This is a genomic window from Nannocystis sp., assembly GCF_016714285.1.
GTDB lineage: Bacteria > Myxococcota_A > Polyangia > Nannocystales > Nannocystaceae > Nannocystis.
This window is the reverse complement of the sequence record NZ_JADJNN010000003.1, coordinates 687,784-709,990: the sequence shown is the minus strand read 5'-3', so window position 1 is coordinate 709,990 and position 22,207 is coordinate 687,784. Positions and strand designations below refer to the sequence as shown.

Sequence of the window (22,207 nt, the reverse complement as noted above, 5' to 3'; positions counted from 1 at the left end):
GCCCATGCTGACGAGCGCACATATCAAGAACTTCCGCTCGTGCAAGGACGTGAAGCTCGACAACCTCGGGCACATGGTGGCGCTCGTCGGCCGCAACGGCGCCGGCAAGACCACGATCTTGAAGGCGCTCGAGTGGGTCGCCACCACGGCGCTCGCTAGCGACGCATTCGACCGCCTACCGGAGATCGACCCGGGTGAGGCTCTGGCCGAGCCCTCCGTCGATATTGAGATCCATGCCGGCGATCACGCATATCGCTATTGCGTCGCCCGGACCTTCTGGGAAGAAGCCACCCAGGGTCGGCCGCCGCGCGTGAGGGACCAGGAGTCGCTGAGCCTCAGGAGCTCGGGCGACAACACCTGGCAGCGCCTCTTCGATCGCACCGACGATCGCGTCACCTTCGGCGATCGCCGGCCAACCGTCGAGCTGAATCCATCGACCGCCGCGATCCCCGCGCTCAGCTCCTTGCTCGCTAACAGCGATCCGCTTCAACCACACATCGTCGCGGTCACGGAGGTACTACAGCGGGTCCGCTATTACCCTGGCCAGCTCATTTTCCACCCCTTCGACCCGGTCGACAAGGAGCCGAGCGGCCCGATCTCCGAGATCATGTACGACCACTGGGCCGCCGCGCACGCCTCCGGCCAGCCCTCTACCTCTGTGCTTTTCCGCGTGATCTATGCCCACACCAACAGGCCGTCGATATTTGCCGAGCTCAAGCAACTCATGGGCCCCGGAGGCCTCGACCTGCTCCGCGACATCCGAGTCGTCACCATCGGCGACGTCGAGGAAGCCAGGCCGCAGCCCGGTCGACGCCGCAGATACTATGACGTGACCTTCTCGCCCACGCGCTCTGGCGCCGAGCTCTCGCTGGATCAGCTCTCCGGCGGCACTCGCCACGCCCTCTACCTCCTTCTCGGCCTCCTCTACGATGAAAGCAGCACGATGCTCATCGAGCAGCCCGAAGACGGGATCCACCCGGGGCTCCTCGCCAAACTCATCGATATCTTACGAGTCAACACCGATCCCACCCAGATCATGCTCGCCAGCCATTCGCCGGTCGTGCTCAGCAGTGTGCAGCCACGCGACCTCATCCTCGTCGATATTTGTGAGGGATCGACAGCCGTGCGAACGTTGACAGCCTCCGAGATCCAGCGCGCCGAGGACTACATGCAACGCGACGGCTCGCTCGCTGAGTACCTCGAGCTCCTCCAGGAAGAATAGCCATGGCGCGCTACGCGGTGCTCGGCGAGGACCGATCCGACGTCGAGACCCTGCAGGTCCTGATCCGTCGCCTCGCCGCCAACCCGCGCCTGCGCGTGAAGACCAAGGGCTACGACGGCTGCGGCGGCCTCCTGCGCAAGGGTGCACGGGACCTCGACGAATTCTCGAAACAGGGCTGCGACCGCTTCGTCGTCGCCTACGACGCCGACCGCGACGACCCTCTCACGCGCCGGGAGCTCGCGCGAACCCGCGTACTCGCCCCCTCGATCGTCGCCCCGGAAGCTTGCTGCATCGTCGTCCCCGTCCAGGAGCTCGAGGCCTGGCTGCTCGCGGACGTGTCGGCAGTCGTGAATATCTGGCCGACCTGGCGCCCCGACCCGATCGCCAACCCCGAGCGAATCGAGGACCCCAAAGAGCACCTCGAGAAGCTGAGCCGCGACTCCCAGCGACGCCCCCGCTACAGCCACAAACTCAACAACCCCGACCTCGCCAGGCACGTCGATCTCACGGTCCTGGAACGCAAGTGCCCGTCCTTCATCGCCCTGGCGGCCTTCGTGCGCGCTAACCCGTGACCCTGCGCCGGGCCGAGGACTGATATCTTCGGCCGACCATGGCCACAGCTCCGTCGCCCAAGCTCCCCCCAGGCCTCGCCCTGCTCCTGTGCCTCGCCAGCTGCGGCGACGCCGGCGGCGACGAGACGCTCAATGCCAGCACCTCCAGCGCCGCTGCCTCGACATCCACATCGACCAGCCCGACCGACGGCGGCGAGAGCACCAGCGGCGACAGCACCAGCGGCGACAGCAGCGGCGGCCCCGAGCTCGAGCACTTCAGCTTCTTCGTCACCAGCCTCAAGGCGATGAAGGCGCTGTCCGGCAGCCCGCTCGGCTTCGGCGGCGACCTGCGCTTCGGCGAAGAGGGCCCGGGCGCCGGCCTGCGCGGCGCTGACAAGATCTGCGCCGCGGTCGCCGAGATGAGCATGCCAGGCAGCGCCAGCAAACAATGGCGCGCCTTCCTCAGCGTCGCCTCCGACGCCGACGGCAAGCCGGTGAACGCGATCGACCGCATCGGCGAGGGACCCTGGTACGACCGCCTCGGCCGCCTGCTCGCCGCGAACCGGGCCGACCTCCTCCACGACCGACCCGAGGGCGCAGACCCGGCGATCCAGAATGACCTGCCCAACGAGGATGGTGTCCCCAATATGCAGCCCGAGCCGACCCTGCCGGAGGAGGACAATCACCACGCCATGACCGGCTCCGACCCGCAAGGCCTGCTGTTCGACGCGAACGCGACCTGCCTCGACTGGACCAGCGCCAAGGGCGACCGGGCGACCGAGGGCCGGCCCCGCGTCGGCCTCACCTTCCCGCGCCAGGGCGGCCCCGTCACCAGCATGTCGACCAACTGGATCTCCGCCCTCATCGAGTCCGGCTGCGCTCCCGGCGTGACCCTGATGCCGACCCCGCCGCCGGGCCCCGACGTCGTCGACGTCGGCAGCGGCGGCGGATACGGCGGTATCTATTGCTTCGCGCTCTCACCCTGAGCCGCGCCACCGGCCGCGGTCCGGAAATCACCGTAGATCGATGGCACCCACCAATGACGTCTCCACGACGCCCGCAGCGGCCTGACCCCCCCCCCCCCCCCCCCCCCCCCCCCCCCCTCCCCCCCCCCTCGCCGCCGGCCCCCCCGGCGACTGACAGCAGCGGCCCCGCCCCCCCCCCCCCCCCCCCCGCCCTCCCCCCCGCCCGCCCGCCCCCCGCGCAACAGCTGCCCATCAGCCACCCCAACGGACACCGACCGCAGCCCGACCCCGAGCGTACCAGGTCTGCCGGGAGCGAGCACCCCCCCCCCAACCCCCACCCACCCCCGTGGCGATGCGCTTGCTCAGGAGCCGACCCGCACCACCTCGTTGGCCCCCGCGTCCGCATACCACAGATCACCCGCCGGCCCGATCGTGATCCCCATGATCCGCTTGGCCGGCGTGCTCATGCGATCGATCTCGGCCCCGCCCAGATCGAACGCGATGATATCGCCGCTCCCGTGCTCCGACACGAAGATCCGCCCGTCCTTCAACGCGATCCCCGACGGTTCGTCGAGGCCCTCCACCACGACCTGAAAGTCGGCCCCCTCCACGCCCTCGTACACCGCCCCGTCCATGTCCCCGGGCAGCGCACCAGTGTTGGTCCCCGTCGCCGTGTCGAGCCGCATGACCCGACCGCCCCCGGTGTCCACCACGTAGAGCATCCCCGTCGCGTGGTCGAGCTCCATGTGCCCCGGGATGTTCGCCAGCCGCGTCACGCTCGCGTCCGCATAGCGCCGGATGATGCCGTCCGAATGGTCGCCGCCGCCCGGCCCGTGGTCGGCCTGAAAGTCGTAGCGGACGATGTTGCCGTGCATGCCATCAAAGGCCCAATATACATTGTCCACGTCGTGGGCGATGCCCATGCACCACGGACTCTGGTGCAGCATATCGAGGTGGCTGCCCTCCAGCGCCCCCGGCGGGAACTCCTGACCCACCTTGGCGAAGATGTCCAGGTCGCTGGACCACAGCGTCGGCCCCATGAAGTCGTCGGGCGCCTGCGGCCCGACGTTCCACTCGTCGCGCGACTCCTGACAGCTGGCGAAGTTGCCATTGTCGCCGAACGCCGCCGATGACACATACGCCATGAAGTGCTGCCCGTATGCATCATTGCGCACCTCGGAGCTCTGCTGCTCGGTCCCGGGCTCGAAGAAGATCACCGTCCCGTGGCTGAGCATGTTGAAGGTCCACAGCTGCTCGGGCGCGCCCGGATTGAACTCGAGGTCGCGGACCGCGTTGAGGCCGTCCGCGGCCGTCCCGATCACGGTGAGGGTGGCACCAAACTCAGGCACCACAAAGCCACCACCGGTCGTCACCACATCGCCGCTCGCCTCGCTGTCGCCGCTCGTGCTCCCGCCACCCGTCGCCTCGCCATCCCCGGAGCTGGAACCGGCACCGGAACCATCGTCCGCGCCAGGGCCGGCCCCACACGCGCCGACGAGCGAGATCCACAGACCGAATGAAAGCCATGTACGAGTCGACATCGCGGGGGAGCTTACACGAGCTCGCAGCGCCCCCGCGCCCCTTGACCCTCGCCGCCCCGCCCGCTATTCCGGGGCCCTGCGAACCCTCGACTCGCGCCGCCTCACCGGACCGAACCTGCACATGGGCGGGCCTGGCGCGATCGCCGAGGTCGCCTTCGATGCCGGCGAAGCCGCGGGGCCCGTCCTCGCGGCCTGGCGACTCGCCCTCACCGCTGCCCTGGACGCGCTCGGCTGGCCCGTCGAGCTCCACATCCGCCAGCACGACGACGGCCATGGCCACCCCGGCGCCGACCTCGTGTTCGCCGCCCCGCCCGATCACCTCTACCTCGCCACCGACATCAACGACTGGGCGATCCAGGCCGCCAATGCCACCACGCGCGACGCTGTCGGGGCCGCTGGCGCTGGCGACCCCGCCCGCCAGCTGCCCGCCTGGCGCGAGACCATCGCCCACGAGCAGCAGCCCCGCGTCGCCGCCCTGCGCACCGCCGCCGCCGCCCGCGACCTCCCGATCCTCGCCGACGACGATGAGCTCACGATCGGCCACGGACGCCGCGCCGTCAGCTACCCCGCCCGCCTCCCGCCGCCTCCCGAAGCTGTCCCATGGGACAGCCTCGGCCGCGTCCCCATCGCCCTCATCACCGGCACCAACGGCAAGACCACCACCGCCCGCCTGCTCGCCCGCATCGCCCTCAAGGCCGGCTTCACCCCCGGCAACACCTCCACCGACGGCATGTCCGTCGCCGAACGACCGCTCGAGGCCGGCGACTGGACCGGACCCTCCGCCGCCCGCACCGTCCTCCGCCACCCCGAGGTCGACCTCGCCGTCCTCGAGGTCGCCCGCGGCGGCATCCTCCGCCGCGGCCTCGGCGTCGACCGCTGCGACGCCGCCGCCGTCCTCAACGTCAGCGCCGACCACCTCGGCGAGTACGGCATCCACGACCTCGCCGCCATGGCCAGCGTCAAGGCCGTCGTCGGCAGCATCGTCGCCCCCCACGGCCGCGTCGTCCTCGGCGCCGAGAGCCCCCCGCTCGTCGATCTCGTCGCCCGCGGCCACCGCTTCCCCGCGGCGATCGCCTGGTTCGCCCGCGACGAGCATCACCCCACCCTCGCCGCCCCCCTCGCCTCCGGCGGCGAGGCCTGGTTCGTCTCCGCCGCTGGCCGACTCACCCGCGGCCGCGGCGACCACCGCGACGAGCTCGTCGCCATCGCCGAGCTCCCGTTCTGCTTCGGCGGCGCCGCCAGCCACAACGTCCGCAACGCCCTGGCCGCCGCCGCCCTCGCCAGCGCGCTCGGCCTGCCCGACCCCGCGATCGTCGCCGGCCTGCGCAGCTTCCACGCCTCCGTCAGCGACAACCCCGGCCGGGCCAACCTGGCGATCGTCGCCGGCGTCCAGGTCTTCCTCGACTTCGCCCACAACCCCGACGGCATCCGCAGCCTGCACGGCCTGCTCACCGCCCTCCGCGGCCCGCGGCGCCTGCTGTTGGGCATCGGCGTCGCCGGCGACCGCAGCGACGAGACCATCCGCGACCTCGCCCGCGCCGCCCACGAGCTCGCCCCCGACCAGGTCATCGTCCGCGACCTCGAGCACTACCTCCGCGGTCGCGAGCCCGGCGAAGTGCCGGCCCTCCTGCGCGACGAGCTCATCCGCCTCGGTCACCGCGCGAGCGCCCTGACCACCGCCAGCGACGAGGTCGACCTCCTGCGCCGCGGCCTCGCCTGGGCCGAGCCCGGCGACCTCGTGGCGATCCTCGTCCACGTCGAGCGCGACGAGATCCAGGCCGAACTCCGCCGCCTCGGCGCGATCGCGGACCCAGGCCCCGACCCTCGCCCGGCTTGACGGCCCCTCGCCCTCCGGGGGATCTTCGGCCTGCCACCTCTCGGCACACGGCACCCGTGGCTACACCGATCAGCGATCCAGAGCTCGCCGCCGCCATGGCCCGGGGCGACAGCAACGCCCTCGGCGTCCTCTACGATCGCCACGCCACCGTCATGCTCGCCACCGCCGGCCGCATCCTCGGCAACCAGCGCGAGGCCGAGGACCTCGTCCACGACGTGCTCCTCGAGGCCTGGGCGAAGGCCGCCGATTATGACCGCGAGCGTGGGAGCGTACGCACGTGGCTCCTGGTGCGCCTGCGTAGCCGGGCCCTCGATCGCTTGCGCCGCTCCGGTCGTATCAGGGTCCAGACCATGGAGGCGCGCACCATCGACGAGTCCCTGCCGGCCCAGGCCGACGACCCCGGCCAGTCCCTCGACCACGCCCGCGTCCGCGCCGCCCTGCAGGAGCTCTCCGAGCCCCAGCGCCGCGTGCTCGAGTTGGCCTACTTCGAGGGCCTCTCATCCACCGAAGTCGCCGAGCGGCTCGCCATCCCGATCGGCACCGTGAAGTCACGGACCGCCGCCGGACTTGCCAGGCTCCGCGCCGTCATGCACGACTACACGACTGGGGGGAGACCACGATGACCGCCGCCAACCACGACGCGCGCCTCGTCGAGTACGCGCTCGGCACCCTCCCCGCCGACGAGCGTGCCGAGCTCGAGCGCGAGCTCGGCACCCGCCTCCAGGCCGAGCTCCGCGCCACCCGCGAAGCCCTCACCGCCCTCTCCTCCTCCCTCCCGCTGCAGCCGCCACCCTCGGCCCTCCGCGAGCGCCTGCTCGCATCGGTCCACGGCCCCGCCCGCTTCTCCCCCTTCATCGACCGCCTCGCCCGCCTCATCGACGTCGCGGCCGAGCGCGCGCGCGAGCTCCTCGCCAGCCTCGAACACCCCGGCACCTGGCTGGCCTCGCCCGGCGCCAACATCCACCTCGTCCACCTCGTCGGCGGCCCCGCCTGCGCCGGCGCCGATGTCGGCTTCGTACGCGTCACCGCCGGCACCACCTTCCCGCATCACCGCCACCTCGGCGAGGAGCACGTGCTCGTGCTGCAGGGCGGCTATTGCGACAGCGACGGCAGCCACGTCGGCACCGGCGACCACGCCGACATGCCCGCCGACAGCGCCCACGAGTTCACCGCCGACCCCGGGCAGGACCTCATCTACGCCGTCGTCGTCCACGGCGTGGAGATCCCCGGCTTCGACATGGACGCCGTCCTCCCGCGCCGCGGCTGACCACGAACCTGGCCGCCCGCGAACCTGGCCGCGCTCGTGCGACACTGGCACGATGCGACCCGCGCTGACGCTCCTGCTCCTGCTCGCCGCCTGCAGCGACGACGCCGCGAGCACGACCGACGCCGCGGACAGCACCAGCCTCGCCACCACCGGCGATCCCAGCAGCAGCAGCGACAGCGGCGAAGCCCCGCCCACCACAACCACATCAACAACAACCACCACCGACCCCAGCAGCAGCAGCACCACCACCATCGACCCGCCCCCCGTCTGCCCGCCGATCCAGCCCTGCGAAGCGTGCACCTGCGACGAACTCGGTTGGGTCTGTGACTGCCCCCCGCTCCAGCCCGAGGCCGGCTTCATCGATCTCGAGCCCGTCGACTTCGTGGTCGGCGAGGACCCCAAGGCCCAGGCCCGCAGCTCCGACCCCACCCGTATCTTCTACAGCTTCCGCCCCGCCGACCCCGACGTCAGCGGCCCCCTCTTCGTCCTCTTCAACGGCGGCCCCGGGGCCTCGACCGGCACCCTCATGGCCTTCGGCACCGGCCCGGTCCGCCTCACCCCGGAGCCCGAGCCAAACCCCGGCAGCTGGAGCGCCCTCGGCGACCTCCTCTACATCGACGCCCGTGGCACCGGCTTCTCCTACAACCTCGCCGCCGACCCCGACGACCCCGCCGACCTCGACACCCGCCTCGCCGCCTTCGGCCTCCACAACTACAACAGCTACCTCGACGCCGCCGACTTCATCCGCGTCCTCCTGCGCTTCGTCACCGCCCACCCGCAGCTCGCCACGCGCGAGCTGGTGATCGTCGGCGAGAGCTACGGCGGCGTGCGGGCCACGCTCATGCTCGCCATGCTGCTGCGCCGCGCCGAGTACGACACCGGCGGCCCTGGCCGCTACGACGACCCCGCGCTGGTCGACGAGATCGACGCCTTCCTCGCCGCCCGCGACCCCGACCTCGCCTGGACCGCCGCCGAGGTCGCCGCCCTGTTCCCGCGCCAGATCCTCATCCAGCCCACTCTCGGCGGCGAGCAGCGCGTCCTCGCCGGCCAGCTCCTCGACCTCCCCGGCTCGCCCGTCTTCCAGCTCGCCGCCGAGCTCGGCCTGAACTTCCTCCCCTGCAGCGCCCAGGGCCCCGACTGCCTGCCCTGGCAGAACGCGGTCAACTTCGTCGAGAACAGCGCAGCCCGCAGCCGCTACGACCTAAAGGCCGCCAACACCTGGCTCGCAAACCTGTTCGCCGCCGAGAAGGCCGGCCTCAGCGACCTCGCCAAGCTCGAGCAGATCCTCGGCCTCCCGCCCGCCGAGGTCCCGCGCCTGTCCGCCGGCACCCGCGACGGCGCCTTTCGCATCGTCGGCCCCGGCAGCTACCCGCCCGACAGCGGCACCATCGCCCAGCTCGGCGCCCTCCCGGCCTGGGACCGCTATTACATCCCCTTCCTCGCCGAATCCAACAACGCCATCCGCTCCGCCATCGCCGACCACGTCGGCATCGGCCCCGACGACCCCCACTTCATCGACCTCTTCCTCCGCAACCTCGTCCACGTCGACACCTTCATCACCGCCGCCGCCCGCGACATCGCCATCTATCCCCCCTCGATCGGCCCCGCGATCGCCAGCCACGACGCCATCGTCGCCAGCGTCGACGCCCCGCCCGGCGCCCTCGTCGTCCACTATCAACCCACCGCCTTCCCCGACGACCCGGTCCAGGACCCCGGCCCGCGACAGATCCGCTTCCCCGCCTACGACGCCTCCCACTCCGTCGCCCTCGACCAGCCCCTCGCCTTGCGCGACGACCTCGCCGCCTGGCTCGACGAGCCCTGATTCACGCCAATGTATGCACGAGCACCTCCGCGTGCCCGCGCACCGCGATCGTCCCGTGCACCTTCAGCGCCGGCAACGGCACCCCGGCCGCCAGCGCCGCCTGCACCGCCGTATCCGACACCAGCAGCTCGACGTGCGTATCCTTGGTCGCCGACTCGAGCCGGCTCGCGAGGTTCACCGCGTCCCCGATCACCGTATATTGCATGCGCTCCGATGTGCCGATATTCCCCGCCACCATCGGCCCATAATGCACGCCGACCCCGTGCGCCAGCGGCGGCAGCCCGCGCGCCTCACGATCGCTATTGTGCCGTATCAAGGCCACGCGCATGCGATCCGCCGCCCGCAGCGCCCGCGCGGCGTCGTCCGGGCGCCCGCTCGGCACCCCGAACACCGCCATGATCGCGTCGCCGATGTACTTGTCGACCACCCCGCCCTCCGCGCGGATCTCCGCCACCATGTCGTGCAGATAAGCATTGAGCTCCTCGACCAGCCGCTCCGGCGTCAGCCCCTCCGCGTAGCGCGTGAAGCCTCGCAGGTCGGAGAACAGCACCGCCGCCTTCTTGTTCGACCCGCCGAGCGCCAGCTCGCTGCTGTCCATCGCCGTCGACGCCACCTCCTCGGACACGTACACCCCGAGCCGCTGGCGCGCCCGCTCGGCCAGCACCGCCGCGTGGGCCCCCTGCAGCACCAGCGCCCGCGTCCGCGTCGCCACGCTGTGGCCGATCATCGCCGCCACCGCGAAGAACGCCGCCACGAACACCAGCTCCATCGCCGTGTAGATCAGCCGCTGTGGGTTGTGCAGCTCGTCCATCGTCACCAGGACCACCAACCCGACCCCGTGCAGCAGCGCGGCGAACAGCGCCCCGCGGCGCGACAGCCGGATCCCCGCGCCCACGATCGCCAGGTACACGATCGCCAGCTCCGGCTCGCGCACCACCCCGACGTAGCTCGCGTGCGGCCACACAACCCCCGCCCCGAGCGTCACGTACACCACCAGCGCGTCGATCGCCACCGACAGGTCGAGCCGCCGCTGCGTCACCGTGCCCGCCGCGCTCCAGCGCAGCCCTAGCAGCGAGAACCCGATCCCGATCGTCAGCCCGCCGATCATCAGCCACGACTTCAGATCCCCCACCGTCAGCAGATGCGCCCGCAACGGCAGATGCATCGCCATGAACGCTAGACACGCGACCAGCCGCGCCCGCGCCACCGACGCCTCGCCGCGCTGCTGCGCCGTGTGCAGGAAGCCCTCGAGCAGCCGCTCCGAATGCTCGACATCCACGCCGCCGCGAGCCTATCACGGCCCGCACTGACCCGCGCCCGCCGCCGAAGCCCGCGCAGCTCCGCGCCGCAAAAACCAGCGCCTCGCTGACCCGCTCGCGAACGCCGCCGCAAACCCTTGACAGCCTGCGCCGCGCCGGGCCTCAATCGTCGCATGACGAAGCGCAGCGACCCGCCGACCCCCACGCCACCGCCGAGCACCCCGGCGCTGGTCCGCCGCGGCCTGCTCCTCGCAACCCTCGGCGCCGCCGCCTGCGGCGACGACAAGACCGGCACCACCGACGCCACCGACGCCAGCACCGTCGCGCCGACCACCCCCACCGGCACCGATGACACCAACAACCCCCCGCCGATGCCCGGCCCGACCACCGACGGCAGCGCCAGCGCGACAGCGACAGCGCCACCACCAACATCCCGCCGATGATCCCGCCGACCTCCAGCACCGGCGACACCGACACCGACACCGACACCGACACCGATACCGGCACCGGCACCGCCACGGGCACCGATTCAACCCCGCCGATGCCCCCACCGGACACCACCAGCGGCAGCAGCGGCGACGCGGACGGCAGCACCACCGCGATCCCGCCGATGCCCCCACCCATGCCGAACCCCAGCGGTCCCTGAAGTCACAGACGTCCTCGCACAGGGTGCGCCGAAGGGGCCGCGGCGCGCCGTAGCCGGAACGGCGTTTATCGCCGCCACGCCCGCTTGCCAGGCCCGAGCAAGTGCGGTAAGAAATGCTGGCTTGGCGAGCTTTCGCTGAGGGGTGGGCGTGGGTCCTCGTTCTCGTTTCCGCCCCTGCGCCGAGCAGAGCAGCGTACCCACAGTCCATCGGCCAGGCTCGTGTATGATACGCTCGTGAAGCGCGGCGACCACGACTTCGAACGTGTCTATGTGCCGTCGCAATTCAGTGACGTGGCCAGTTCAGCGGACATTGTTGCCACTCGACAGATCCCCGGTGGCGGGACCGTGGAGGTCACGGTCGCCACGGTGAAGCGGTGAGACGACGCTTCGCGACAACGATGTTGCAGCCGCCAAGCCGTCGGCACACAGCTATCACGTGCCGCCTGGCGCCTGCATCGAAGGGCATGTGCGCACCATGATGTCCAGCGGCGTCAAGTCGGCCGGCCCGGTGCTGACCCTCCCGATCGGCGCGGATGAGCCGATGTGGATCTTTCGCCGGATGGATGGTGCTGTCATCGACCTCGTGGCGGGATCACGATGATACGACGACGCACCATGGCGCTCGCCGGGCTGGGTCTGCTCGCATGCCGAAGGGGTGACGCGGGCGCTATCGAGGCCTCACGCGAGGAGATCCCCGATGAGTTGCTCGATGTGTCAGCACCGCCACCGCCCGCCGCTGCCATGCGTAGCCGCCCGATCCCTGCCAGCGGTGAGCTGCTGCCGGTGATCGGTCTCGCGGTCGGACCCGCGGTCGCGGATCCTTCGAATGCAGCGAAGGCAAGCACGCGCAAGGTCCTGCGAGTCCTCCGGAGCGCGGGCGGACGGCTCATCGATGCGCCGGCACGCAGTCCCGACGCCGAGACGTTCCTGGGCGAACTCGCCAACGCGGCTGAGTCCCCGCGGTCCAGCTTCCTCGCCGCGCGTGTGTGGACGAGCGGACGCGAGGCTGGTCAGGCGCAGATGGAACAGTCGCTGGATCGACTCCAGCGGCGTCGCATCGACCTCATGCAGATCCACGAGCTCACGGACTTCGCCATGCAGCTCGAGACGCTACGCCGCTGGCGGGTCATCGGCCACGCGCGTTACATCGGCGCGACCGTCAGCCGGGTCGCCAACATCGTTACCCTGGCGGAGAAGCTCCCCGATGCGCGCCTCGACTTCGTGCAGGTCCCCTACTCCATCCTCGTGCGCGCTGCCGAGGAGCGCCTGCTCCCGGCCGCCGCGGACCACGGCGTCGCCGTCCTGGTGGCGCAGCCGTTCGCTGGCGGGCGGGTGTTCGAGACGCTCCGCCGGCGCCCCCTGCCCGAATGGGCTGCCGAGCTCGAATGCACGACGTGGAGTCAGCTACTTCTGAAGTGGCTCCTCGCGCACCCCGCCGTGGGTTGCGTCCTGCCTGCGACCCACGATCCGCGCCACATGCTGGACAACACGCGGGCTGGCCTCGGGCCGCTGCCCGACGCGGCGCAGCAGCGCCAGCTGGCCGGGGTATTCGCCTGACCGCTCAGGGCGACGGCGACGCGTCGAGCTCGACGCGGGTCCACCCGGACGACACGAGCCAGGCGAGCGCTTCGCCGCGGTGATCGACATCGATCGCAAACTCCACGAGGTCCTCGCCGCGGGCCGTGGTCGCCAGGTCCACCAGATCGATCCGTTCACCGCGCCGGATCACCAGCGGCAAAATGTCGGGTCGCGGCGTCCCTGCCACCACGACAGCGTTCGCCTCGGCGGCGGTGCGGCGGTGCCAGGCCGTCTCGACGCCGTCTCGCCGCCAGCGCGCGAACCATGCCTGGAGCCCGCTGGCGCCGCCGAACAGCACGTGCGCGTGCTGGGCGAGCACCGCGTCCGCGGTGACGCCCACTGCGTCCGCCTCGATCGCAACGTAGGTCGCGGGGCCGCGAGACTCCTCGGCGATTCGACGAGCAAACTCGAGGTTGATCCCCTCGTTCGAGGTCAGGCCGACGCATGCGAGCCGCGAGTCGGGGCGCGCCCGGGCCAGTGTATCGGCGTCAAATGCGTTGCCGGGCAGCACCTGGAACCCGGCCGCCTCGGCCGCCCGGCACTCGTCAGCGTTGGCGTCGAGCAGGGTGACCTCCTCGCCGTTCGCGGACAGCTGTCGCGCCAGGTGACATGCGATCGGGTTGGCGCCGAGCAACAGATAGCCGCTGTTGGTGGCGCGGCGTACCCCGAGCAGGCTCGCCACGGGCCCGCCAGAGAGTCCCTGCAGGGTGACAGTCATGGCGATCACGAGGAACACCAGGGCCTTCAGCTCGACGCCGCCAGCGATGCCGGCGTGGGTCAACTCGAGCGCGAACAGGGAGGACACCGCGGCTGCGACGATACCCCGCGGCGCGAGCCAGGACAGGAACAGCTTGTCGCGCAGGCGCAGGTCGGTGCCAGCTGTGCAGAGGAACACCGTGAGCGGGCGGACCGCGAACATCAGCGCGAGCACAGTCAGCGCGCCGGGGAGGCCGAGCGCCAGTACGTCGGCGATTCGCACGTCGGCGGCCAGCAGCACGAACAGGGTGGCGATGAGCAGCACGGTCAACTGCTCCTTGAACGCGGCGATCTCACGCAGCGCGTGGCTACGGCCATTGCCGAGCACCATTCCCGCGGTGATCGCAGCCGTGATGCCGCTCTCGCTGACCAGCGCGTCGCTGAGCTGGTAGAGCGTCATGGCCATCGACAGCGCGAGGATGTTCTCGAGGCCACGCGGCACGATGTTGGGGCGACGCAGCAGGAGCGCCAGCGCCAGGCCGCCCAGGGCACCGACCAACGCGCCGGTCCCCAGCCGCGCTCCGATCCCGAGGACGGCGGCCCCGATCGCCTCGCCCGACGGGGCGATGGCGACTTGCAGGGCCACGACCGCGATCGTCGCGCCGATCGCGTCAATGAACACGCCCTCGGCCTCGAGGATGGTGGCGATCGGCTGCTTCAGCCGGATCCGTCGCACCAGCGGCGTGATGACGGTCGGCCCGGTGACGATCACGAGGGTGCCGAACAGCGCGCACAGGCGCCAGTCCCAGCCCAGCAACAGGCGGCTCGCCACGGTCGCGCCGCCCGCGGTGATGAGGCCGCCGATCAGCACGAGCCGCCGGATCGCCCGTGCCTGCCAGCGGAGCACCCGGATCTCGAGGTTGAGCCCACCCTCGAACAGGATCACGGCGACCGCGAAGCCGACGATGGAGGACAGGGCCGGGCCCAGCAGCTGCGGCCGGATCACGTCGGCGACGTCGGGGCCGAGCAACACCCCGACCGCCAGCAACACGACCACACCCGGCAGATAGACATGGCGTGCGATGCCCTGGGCGAACACCCCGGTGGCCATCGCCAGGGCAAAGGTCAGCGACGGATGATCGAACAGGGTGCGATCGAGGTGCACGGACACCGGGCAAGTATGCCCGGGCTGGTCGCCGACGCGGTGGCATCGTGGAGCTTGCGCACCGTCCTGCCGGGCTGCGGCCGAGGCGAGGCGCCGGGCCGGAGCATCAGCAAGCCGGCCAGGCGGCGGATCCGCCGGAGCATGCTACCTGCGCATGGGGAGCATTGACCTCAGCGGCCCGGCCATGGGCCTCCTGGCCCCGTCCGCGGGAGGGCTATCCGAGGTTACCGCTGATGAAGTGAGCGATCAGCCAGGAGACCGCCGCCACGACCACTAGCAGGAGCGAAAACCTGCGCCAGTCAGCCAGGCTGGCCGGCTCGTCCTGCACGGTCCGACCGCCGAATCGCACAATGTCGACTCGGCGCGCGCCGATCATGGCGAGCACGGCCGCACCGGCGATCACGTCCAGGTAGGACGGCAGCGGCGCATGCCGGCTCGCTATCAGGACGAGCGAGAGGTAGAGGAGCCCGTTACCCACGAGCATCCAGAAGAGCCGGAGCAGGCAACCTGCCGGCGCTGGAGCGGACGAAACATCCGACTGCGAATTCTCCATCGTGTCGTCTTCCGCGAATGCACGAGTGCATTCACAGAATGGCGGCCCGACCATTCCAGGTGCCTGTGACGACCCATCGCCACACCCGAGTCGACTTTATGAAGCCTCCCGGCGGCTGTCAACCCGCCTTGCCACGATCCACGAAGATTGTTGACATCTCGCCCACGATGGTTCGAATCCCCACAGGGGCGATCGTCGGTGTGGACGCGCCAACGCTATCCGGCCGCGCCCGGCGCAACCGCCACGTGCCAGCACGTGCGCGCCTCGTGAGCCGCCGCGACGCGCAGCAGCGTCGTCTCGTCGAGCGCCCTGGCGACCAGATGGAGGCCCACCGGGAGGCTCGGTCGCTCGGCGCTCGCGGGGGCGAACCCCGCGGGGACCGACATCGCTGGCAGCCCCGCGAGATTGGCGCCGATCACGAAGATATCGCTCAGATACATCGCCACGGGATCCCGCACACGCTCGCCGAGGCGAAAGCCGGGGAGGCGGGTGGTCGGGCTCGCCAGCACGTCGCAGCGCTCGAACGCCGCCGCGTGGTCGCGCACGATCAGGCTCTGCACCCGCGTCGCTCGCTCGAGGTATTCGCCGTCCCCCCGCAATACCAGCGTGCCGAGCAGGAGGCGGCGCCGGACCTCCTCGCCGAAGGCCTGCCCACGTGCTTCCGCCGGCAAGGCGACGCGGGCGAGGTGGGTGGCCGCCTGTGCGCTCGCCAGCGCGTAGTACGTCGGCACAGCCCGGCGGAAGTGCGGCAGGCTGACCTCGACCAGCTGGGCGCCCGCAGCCCGCAGCTCCGCCAGTGCCGCCATGAAGCAGGTCAACACCGCGGGATCGAGGCCGGGCAGGGCCAGGGCCTCGTGGTGAACCCCGATACGCATGCCGTCGATGCCGTCAGCGCGGCCGCGGGCGACGGCGCCCAGGTAGTCGGGGACCGGAGCACGGATCGAGTTGAGGTCGCGGGGGTCGTGGCCGGCAAGGCACCCGAGCACGAGCGCGGCGTCGCGGACGTCGCGGGTGAGCGAGCCCACGTGATCGAGGCCGGGCACCACCGGAATGAGGCCGTGACGCGACACCCGGCCGTAGGTCGGCTTGAGCCCGACCAGACCGCACAGACTCGCGGGCTGGCGGATCGAGCCGCCGCTGTCCGAGCCGAGTGAGAAGCAGACGGTGCGTGCGGCCACAGCTGCGGCCGACCCGCCCGACGATCCTCCCGGTACGAAGTCCAGGGCCCACGGGTTTCGCACGGGCTCAAAGGGTGTGTTCTCATTCGACGAACCCATCCCAAATTCGTCGAGCGCGAGCTTGCCGAGGATCACCGCTCCGGCGGCACGCAGGCGGGCCGCGTGCGCACCATCCTCGGCCGGTATCCAGCCCTGCAAGATCCGCGAGCCGGCGGTCGTCTCCATACCGACGGTCAGGAGGTTGTCCTTGAGCCCGGTCGGCACGCCCGCCAGCGGACCGAGCGGCTCGCCGCGTGCCCGCGCCGCATCGAGGCGCCGCGCCGTCGCCAGTGCCGCGTCCTCGTCGATCCGCAGCCACGCGTGCACCCTCACGTCGATCGCGGCGACCCGCACCAGCGCGGCCTGCGTGAGCATCACCGCCGAGACCTCGCCGCGGCGCAGCGCCGTCGCCGTCTCCCACGCAGTCCAGGCGGACCACGGCGCGTCATGGGCCCGCAGCGACGGCTCCGGCATGTGAGGCGGCTCTGCGTCCGGAGGCGCCGGTCCCGCCGGTGCGTGCAACCCCGCGATCACCTCGGCGACCGAGTGCGAGGCCACCCCAGCGACGTCGACCTCGCGGAGCGTCTCCAGCAAACCGATAATGTCCGTCAAATACTCGCGGGCGCGCCCGACCGCGTCGGCGCTCAGGTCGACCTGGCAAGCCCGCGCCAGCGCCACCGCGGTCGCGTCGGTGACCTTCGATGGACCGTTGCGGCTCACCGGGGCTCGGCGGGGACAAGGCGCAGGCTGGCGCCGGAACGTGGACCGAGGGTCTGCCGCTGGCGCACGCGCCTGCGCCTGATCTCGTCCATCTCCGCGGCGAAGAAGAACTCGCTGGCGCCGTGGGCAGGACGTAGCTCGTCGAGCCAGGCCGCGGTGCTGCTGTATTCTGCGAGGAAGATGCGCCCGACCCAGTCCGGGTTGCGCGCCTGCAGGAACTTGAGCGCGAAGTACGGGCGCCCGCCGACCTCGAGGACGCCGTCGACCACCAGCTTGCCAGGGGTGGCCGACATCGACGGTCCGCGGACGCTGCGACCGAGGCCCGAGACCTCACGATATGCGCCGCGGAAGATCGCGTGGGCGCGCGCGAGCGGGACCTTGAAATACTCCTTGGGCCCCGTGTCGCGCTCGACGAACATGTAATATGGCACGGCGCCCTGGCGGACCTGTTCGCGCCACAGCTCGGCCCAGATCGCCGGATCATCGTTGACCCGGCGGATCAGCGGGGCCTGACAGCGGATGACCGTGCCGGTGGCGCGGACCCGACGCAGGGCTGCCCGGGCCACCTCGGTCTGTAGCTCGCGTGGGTGGCTCGAGTGGGCCATCAGCGCCATGTGCATGCCGTGGTCCTGAACCTCCTCGAACAGGCGCAGCAGATCGTCCGCATCGGGGCCCTCGGTGAAGCGCTGCGGCCAGTAGGCGAGCGCCTTGGTGCCGATCCGGATGCTGGCGAGGTGGGGCAGGCGGGCCGCGAGGATCGGCTCGATGTATCGCCGCAGCAGGGCCGTGCGCATGACCAGCGGGTCTCCGCCGGTGAACAGCACGCTGGTGACCTCGGGGTGACGCTGCAGATAGGCCACCAGCTCACCGGCCTCTTTGCCCGCGAACTTCATGTCCTCGAGGCCGACGAACTGGGCCCAGCGGAAGCAGTAGGTGCAGTACGCGTGGCAGGTCTGGCCCTGGGCCGGGAAGAACAGCACGGTCTGGCCGTACTTGTGTTGCACCCCGCGGACCTCGCGACCGTCCTCGATCGGGACATTGAGGTCGACCTGGCCAGCCGGGTGAGGGTTGAGGCGGTGCTGGATCGCGCGCACAGCGGCCCCGACCTCCCGCGAGGAGGCCTCGCGGTGGAGCAGGCCCGTCATGGTCGCCAAATCGCTGGCGTCGAGCATGCCCGGCTGCGGAAAGGTCAATTGATAGATCGGGTCCTCGGGCACCCGCGACCAGTCGATCAGATGGTCGATGACGTAGCGGTTGACGCGGAACGGCAGCACGGACGCCACGGCCTGCAGTTGGAGCCGCAGATCGGGTGGCATCGCCGCCACTTGTGGGATTGTGGGCAGATCCCGTAGCGTGAACGCCCGGTACGAAGATTGTTGCAGCATGCCATCCGGCACGGGTCTCTCCTTGGTGAGGATTACCCGCGGCGCCCTGATGTCGAGCGATGATGCACATTGCTGCGCCGCGGGCCGTCGATGGTGCGCCTCGCCACGACCTTGCCACGCCACGCTGCATCGCAGCGCCACGCCACACGGCCGCCCCTTGCGTAGGCAGCCACGCCACCATAGACCGGGGTCTGCGGGCCACGCAAGCAGAAAATTCCTGATCCGCGAATTTAGGTTCCTGGAGGGGGCATACGCCGTTTCCGGGGCCCTGCGACACGGCCGCGGATAATCCACACATCGACATTGTGCAGGCGAGGCAATCCCCCGGACATGCAGCCTCCGAGCGCCTCGTCGGCGGGCGCGCGATCGAGGTCGCAGTGATTGCTTCCTGTCTTAATAGACAGGTTGCCAGATGTGCTGACGTTCATTACTATGCCGCGACAAGGCCCGAAGCAGGGCCCGAGGAGCGAACCATGTGTGGAATTCTTGCAGTATTCGGCGACGTCGACGATATCGTCGCCCTGCGCGCGGTCCGAGCGGCCGACCGGTTGGCGCACCGCGGGCCTGACGGGCGGGGCGTACATGTGCAGACGGGTGTCGGCGTGCTTTGCCACCGCCGCCTCGCCATCATGGACCCTGCATCCGGTCAGCAGCCCATCGCCAGTCGGCCCGCGGGCTCGAGTGAAACCGACGGTGCGAGCGCCGTCGTCGTGCACAACGGCGAGGTCTACAATTTTCGCGAGCTACAGCGGGAGTTGGCCCCACGGGGCCACAGCTTTCACACCGGCTCGGACAGCGAGGTCCTGGCGCACCTCTACGAGGTCGAGGGCGACGCCTTCGTCCCCCGCCTCGACGGCATCTTCGCGTTCGCGGCGATCCGCAGCGACGAGCGCGGCGACGACTGGATGGTCGCCCGCGACCCGATCGGCATCAAGCCGCTCTACTACGGGCGCGACGCGGCCGGCAGGCTGTGGTTCGCCTCGGAGCTCAAGGCCCTCAGCGACCACTGCGTCTGGTTCAAGCCCTTCCCGCCCGGGCACCTGTACACCCGTCACGAGGGGCTCCGCCGCTACTACGAGCCGAGCTGGCTGCAGGGCGCGCGGCCCGGCCATGCGGACGCGAGCGGCCTGCGTGAGCGGCTCGCGGCCGCGGTCGACAAGCGCCTGATGAGCGACGTGCCGCTCGGCGTGCTGCTCTCCGGCGGCCTCGACTCGAGCCTCATCGCCGGGCTCACGACTCGTTTGCTGCGCGCGCGCGACCCCGCGGCCGAGGTCCAGAGCTTCGCCATCGGCATCGGCCCCGACGCGCCCGATCTGCGGGCAGCCCGTGAGGTGGCGGCCCACCTCGGCACCCGCCACCACGAGGTCTGCTTCTCGCTCGAGGACGGCATCGCCGCGCTGGACGACATCATCCGTCACGTCGAGTCCTACGACATCCCGACCATCCGGGCGAGCATCCCGATGTACTTCCTCAGCCGCTACATCCGCGACCAGGGCGTCAAGGTGGTCCTGTCCGGCGAGGGCTCCGACGAGATCTTCGGCGGGTACTTGTACTTCTATCACGCGGAGGATCCGCAGGCCTTCCACCGCGAGACCGTCGAGCGCGTCGCCAACCTCCACCTCAGCGACGTCCTGCGCGCCGACAAGAGCACGATGGCCCACGGCGTCGAGGCCCGCGTGCCGTTCCTCGACCTCGCCTTCCTCGAGCTGGCGATGAACATCGCCCCCGAGCTCAAGCAGCCGCGGGCGGGCGACCAGAGCCACGAGGCCCGCATGGAGAAGTGGCTGCTGCGCGCCGCCTTCGCCGACCCGAGCGATCCATTGATCCCACCGGCCGTGCTGTGGCGGCAAAAGGAGCAGTTCTCGGACGGCGTCGGTTACCGCTGGGTCGACGGTCTGCGCGCCCACGCCGAGGCCCAGGTCTCGGAGCGCGAGCTGGCCGAGGCCGCCGACCGCTTCCCGCACGCCCCGCCGACCACCAAGGAGGCCTACCTGTACCGCAGCCGCTTCGAGGCGCTGTTCCCGGGCGAGCACGCGGCCCGCTGCGTCGCCCGCTGGGTCCCACGCTGGCAGGACAGCGGCGACAGCTCCGGCCGGGCCAACCCCTTCCATGCCAACCATACGACGCGGAGGACCACAGGATGACCGACCATGCCGGCCCGCCCCCGAGCCTCAACCTCAACGTCCGCGGTATGCACCCGTCGGCGACGGTGGCGATCAACGAGCACAGCAACGCGCTCATCGCCGCCGGTCACGCCGTGTACAAGCTGGGCCTCGGCCAGTCGCCGTTTCCGGTTCCGCCCTCCGTGGTCGAGTCGCTGCGTCAGCACGCGCACCGCAAGGAGTACATGGCCGTGCGCGGCCTGCCCGAGCTGCGAGCGGCCGTCGCCGAGTTCCACCGTCGTCGCGCCGGGCTTCGCCACGGCTACCAGGCCGAGGATGTGCTCGTCGCGCCCGGCAGCAAAGAGCTGATGTTCATCGCTCAGCTCGCCTTCTACGGCGACCTCCTGCTGCCTGCACCTTCGTGGGTCTCGTACTCGCCGCAGGCGCGGATCATTGGCCGCCAGGTCAACTTCCTGCCGACCTCGCTCGAGGACCGCTGGATGCTGCGACCGGACACCCTCGACGCGCACTGCCGACGCGACCGCGGGCGGCCGCGGGTCCTGATCCTGAACTATCCCTCGAACCCTACCGGCCAGACCTTCTCGCGCGACGAGCTCGAGGTCCTCGCCGCCGTCGCGCGCGAGCATCAGCTCATCGTCATCTCCGACGAGATCTACGGCGAGCTGCACCACACAGGCGCGCACGGCTCCATCGCCGAGTTCTATCCCGAGGGCACGATCCTCAGCGCGGGCCTCAGCAAGTGGTGCGGCGCCGGCGGCTGGCGCCTCGGCACCTTCCTGTTCCCGCCGCAGCTCCGCTGGCTGCGCGACGCCATGACGGCGGTGGCCAGCGAGACCTACACGACCACCAGCGCGCCGATCCAGTGCGCCGCCGTCACGGCGTTCGCGTGCGGCCCGGAGATCGACGATTACCTCGTCCACGCGCGAGACATCCTGCGGGCGCTGGGTACGTGGAGCAGCGAGAAGCTCGTGGCGGCCGGCGCCCGCTGCCATCGACCCGAGGGCGGCTTCTACCTGTTCCCCGACTTCTCTGGCCACGCGCAGCGCCTGCAGGCCCGCGGCATCGCCGACGGGGACGCCCTGTGCGCGCGCCTGCTGGCCGAGACCGGCGTTGCCATCCTGCCGGGCAGCGACTTCGGGCGACCGAAGGGCGACTGGACGGCGCGCCTGGCCTACGTCGACTTCGACGGCGAGCGGGCGCTGGCCGAGCACGCGCGCGATGCGACGGTCGACGAAGCGTGGCTGCGGCGAGTGACGCCGCGGGTCACGACGGCCCTCGATCGCATGTGCGACTGGCTCGTGCGCGGATGAGGCTGCACGGCGAACGATCGCTCGTCGTTGTGCAGCGACGTGGGCAGGTCCCAGCTGGCGACGACGCCCAGCGCCGCATCCAGCGAGTCGATGCGGTCACATCACGCGCAGCCCCGGTCGTGATCGATTCAGGAGGATCGCCAGCGAGGCACAGGCGCCGAGCACCCGGCCAGCGGCAGGAAAGCCGTCAGCAACGCCCCCCGCGTCGCGTCGAGGCCGATCCGCGCGACCATCTCCGTCACCGCCGGCAGCCGCAGCGCGCCGAGCACCAGCAGCAGTAGCAGCGCCGCTCGCAGCAGTCGCGCCCGGTGTGTTATCGTCCGCGGGATATGCTGAGTCCCATCGCCGAC

At 70.9% G+C, this 22,207-nt stretch carries 20 protein-coding genes; 14 read left to right on the top strand and 6 right to left on the bottom strand.

The features are described 5' to 3' along the window. Positions 1-4 precede the first annotated feature (4 nt). Genes IPJ59_RS10555 through IPJ59_RS10545 form a run of 3 tightly spaced genes read left to right on the top strand, consistent with a single transcriptional unit; the run spans position 5 to position 2,759 of the window. Entirely contained in the window at positions 5-1,222 is a 1,218-nt protein-coding gene (locus tag IPJ59_RS10555) for an AAA family ATPase (protein ID WP_293271218.1), read from the top strand. Positions 1,223-1,224: 2 nt separating this feature from the next. Next, on the top strand, positions 1,225-1,794 hold the full coding sequence (locus IPJ59_RS10550; protein ID WP_293258815.1) for a DUF4276 family protein: 570 nt from the start codon (positions 1,225-1,227) through the stop codon (positions 1,792-1,794). A 38-nt stretch (positions 1,795-1,832) separates the two neighbouring features. Then, on the top strand, positions 1,833-2,759 hold the full coding sequence (locus IPJ59_RS10545) for a hypothetical protein (protein WP_293258817.1): 927 nt from the start codon (positions 1,833-1,835) through the stop codon (positions 2,757-2,759). A 341-nt stretch (positions 2,760-3,100) separates the two neighbouring features. Here IPJ59_RS10545 and IPJ59_RS10540 read toward each other — a convergent pair whose 3' ends face one another. Next, on the bottom strand, positions 3,101-4,279 hold the full coding sequence (locus tag IPJ59_RS10540) for an NHL repeat-containing protein (protein ID WP_293258821.1): 1,179 nt from the start codon (positions 4,277-4,279) through the stop codon (positions 3,101-3,103). Positions 4,280-4,400: 121 nt separating this feature from the next. Here IPJ59_RS10540 and IPJ59_RS10535 point away from each other — a divergent pair, with 121 nt between their 5' ends. From IPJ59_RS10535 to IPJ59_RS10520, 4 genes are read left to right on the top strand one after another with little or no spacing between them, the layout of a single operon-like run. Then, positions 4,401-6,116: a Mur ligase family protein gene (locus IPJ59_RS10535; RefSeq protein ID WP_293271216.1), complete on the top strand. Its 1,716-nt coding sequence runs from the start codon at positions 4,401-4,403 to the stop codon at positions 6,114-6,116. A 56-nt stretch (positions 6,117-6,172) separates the two neighbouring features. Then, positions 6,173-6,739, top strand: a complete 567-nt coding sequence (locus IPJ59_RS10530; protein WP_293258825.1) for a sigma-70 family RNA polymerase sigma factor — start codon at positions 6,173-6,175, stop codon at positions 6,737-6,739. Further along, positions 6,736-7,383, top strand: coding sequence for a cupin domain-containing protein (locus IPJ59_RS10525; RefSeq protein ID WP_293271214.1), 648 nt, complete (start codon positions 6,736-6,738; stop codon positions 7,381-7,383). The genes IPJ59_RS10530 and IPJ59_RS10525 overlap by 4 nt, the downstream gene beginning before the upstream one ends. Positions 7,384-7,435: 52 nt before the next feature. Next, a complete protein-coding gene (locus tag IPJ59_RS10520; protein ID WP_293271212.1) occupies positions 7,436-9,205 on the top strand; it encodes a S10 family serine carboxypeptidase-like protein in 1,770 nt (589 codons plus the stop codon). A 1-nt stretch (position 9,206) separates the two neighbouring features. Here IPJ59_RS10520 and IPJ59_RS10515 read toward each other — a convergent pair whose 3' ends face one another. Further along, positions 9,207-10,484 (bottom strand): adenylate/guanylate cyclase domain-containing protein, encoded by a 1,278-nt coding sequence (locus tag IPJ59_RS10515; protein WP_293258831.1) that lies wholly within the window; start codon positions 10,482-10,484, stop codon positions 9,207-9,209. 153 nt (positions 10,485-10,637) lie between these two features. Here IPJ59_RS10515 and IPJ59_RS10510 point away from each other — a divergent pair, with 153 nt between their 5' ends. The 5 genes from IPJ59_RS10510 (at position 10,638) to IPJ59_RS10490 (ending at position 12,667) form a co-directional block, all read left to right on the top strand. Beyond that, positions 10,638-10,907 (top strand): hypothetical protein, encoded by a 270-nt coding sequence (locus IPJ59_RS10510; RefSeq protein WP_293271210.1) that lies wholly within the window; start codon positions 10,638-10,640, stop codon positions 10,905-10,907. After that, on the top strand, positions 10,904-11,110 hold the full coding sequence (locus tag IPJ59_RS10505) for a hypothetical protein (protein WP_293271208.1): 207 nt from the start codon (positions 10,904-10,906) through the stop codon (positions 11,108-11,110). Before IPJ59_RS10510 ends, IPJ59_RS10505 begins: the two co-directional genes overlap by 4 nt. A gap of 234 nt (positions 11,111-11,344) precedes the next feature. Then, on the top strand, positions 11,345-11,488 hold the full coding sequence (locus tag IPJ59_RS10500; protein WP_293258834.1) for a hypothetical protein: 144 nt from the start codon (positions 11,345-11,347) through the stop codon (positions 11,486-11,488). Between the two features lie 97 nt (positions 11,489-11,585). Then, positions 11,586-11,711, top strand: coding sequence for a hypothetical protein (locus IPJ59_RS10495; protein ID WP_293258836.1), 126 nt, complete (start codon positions 11,586-11,588; stop codon positions 11,709-11,711). A gap of 14 nt (positions 11,712-11,725) precedes the next feature. Next, positions 11,726-12,667: an aldo/keto reductase gene (locus IPJ59_RS10490; protein WP_293258838.1), complete on the top strand. Its 942-nt coding sequence runs from the start codon at positions 11,726-11,728 to the stop codon at positions 12,665-12,667. A 4-nt stretch (positions 12,668-12,671) separates the two neighbouring features. Here the strand turns inward: IPJ59_RS10490 and IPJ59_RS10485 are convergent, their stop codons facing one another. The 4 genes from IPJ59_RS10485 to IPJ59_RS10470 all read right to left on the bottom strand — a co-directional run bounded on the left by IPJ59_RS10485 (position 12,672) and on the right by IPJ59_RS10470 (position 18,355). Next, a complete protein-coding gene (locus tag IPJ59_RS10485; RefSeq protein ID WP_293271206.1) occupies positions 12,672-14,483 on the bottom strand; it encodes a cation:proton antiporter in 1,812 nt (603 codons plus the stop codon). A 280-nt stretch (positions 14,484-14,763) separates the two neighbouring features. Next, positions 14,764-15,102 carry a hypothetical protein gene (locus tag IPJ59_RS10480; protein WP_293258840.1) on the bottom strand — a complete coding sequence of 113 codons (339 nt, stop codon included), beginning with the start codon at positions 15,100-15,102 and terminating at the stop codon, positions 14,764-14,766. Positions 15,103-15,317: 215 nt separating this feature from the next. Beyond that, positions 15,318-17,039 carry an amidase gene (locus IPJ59_RS10475; RefSeq protein WP_293271204.1) on the bottom strand — a complete coding sequence of 574 codons (1,722 nt, stop codon included), beginning with the start codon at positions 17,037-17,039 and terminating at the stop codon, positions 15,318-15,320. Further along, positions 17,036-18,355 (bottom strand): KamA family radical SAM protein, encoded by a 1,320-nt coding sequence (locus tag IPJ59_RS10470; RefSeq protein WP_293271202.1) that lies wholly within the window; start codon positions 18,353-18,355, stop codon positions 17,036-17,038. Before IPJ59_RS10470 ends, IPJ59_RS10475 begins: the two co-directional genes overlap by 4 nt. Positions 18,356-18,897: 542 nt before the next feature. Between IPJ59_RS10470 and asnB the strand changes: the two genes are divergently transcribed. Both asnB and IPJ59_RS10460 read left to right on the top strand, forming a co-directional pair. Beyond that, positions 18,898-20,568 carry an asparagine synthase B gene (gene asnB, locus IPJ59_RS10465; RefSeq protein WP_293271200.1) on the top strand — a complete coding sequence of 557 codons (1,671 nt, stop codon included), beginning with the start codon at positions 18,898-18,900 and terminating at the stop codon, positions 20,566-20,568. Beyond that, positions 20,565-21,857, top strand: coding sequence for a pyridoxal phosphate-dependent aminotransferase (locus IPJ59_RS10460; protein ID WP_293271198.1), 1,293 nt, complete (start codon positions 20,565-20,567; stop codon positions 21,855-21,857). Before asnB ends, IPJ59_RS10460 begins: the two co-directional genes overlap by 4 nt. The last annotated feature ends 350 nt before the right edge of the window (positions 21,858-22,207 follow it).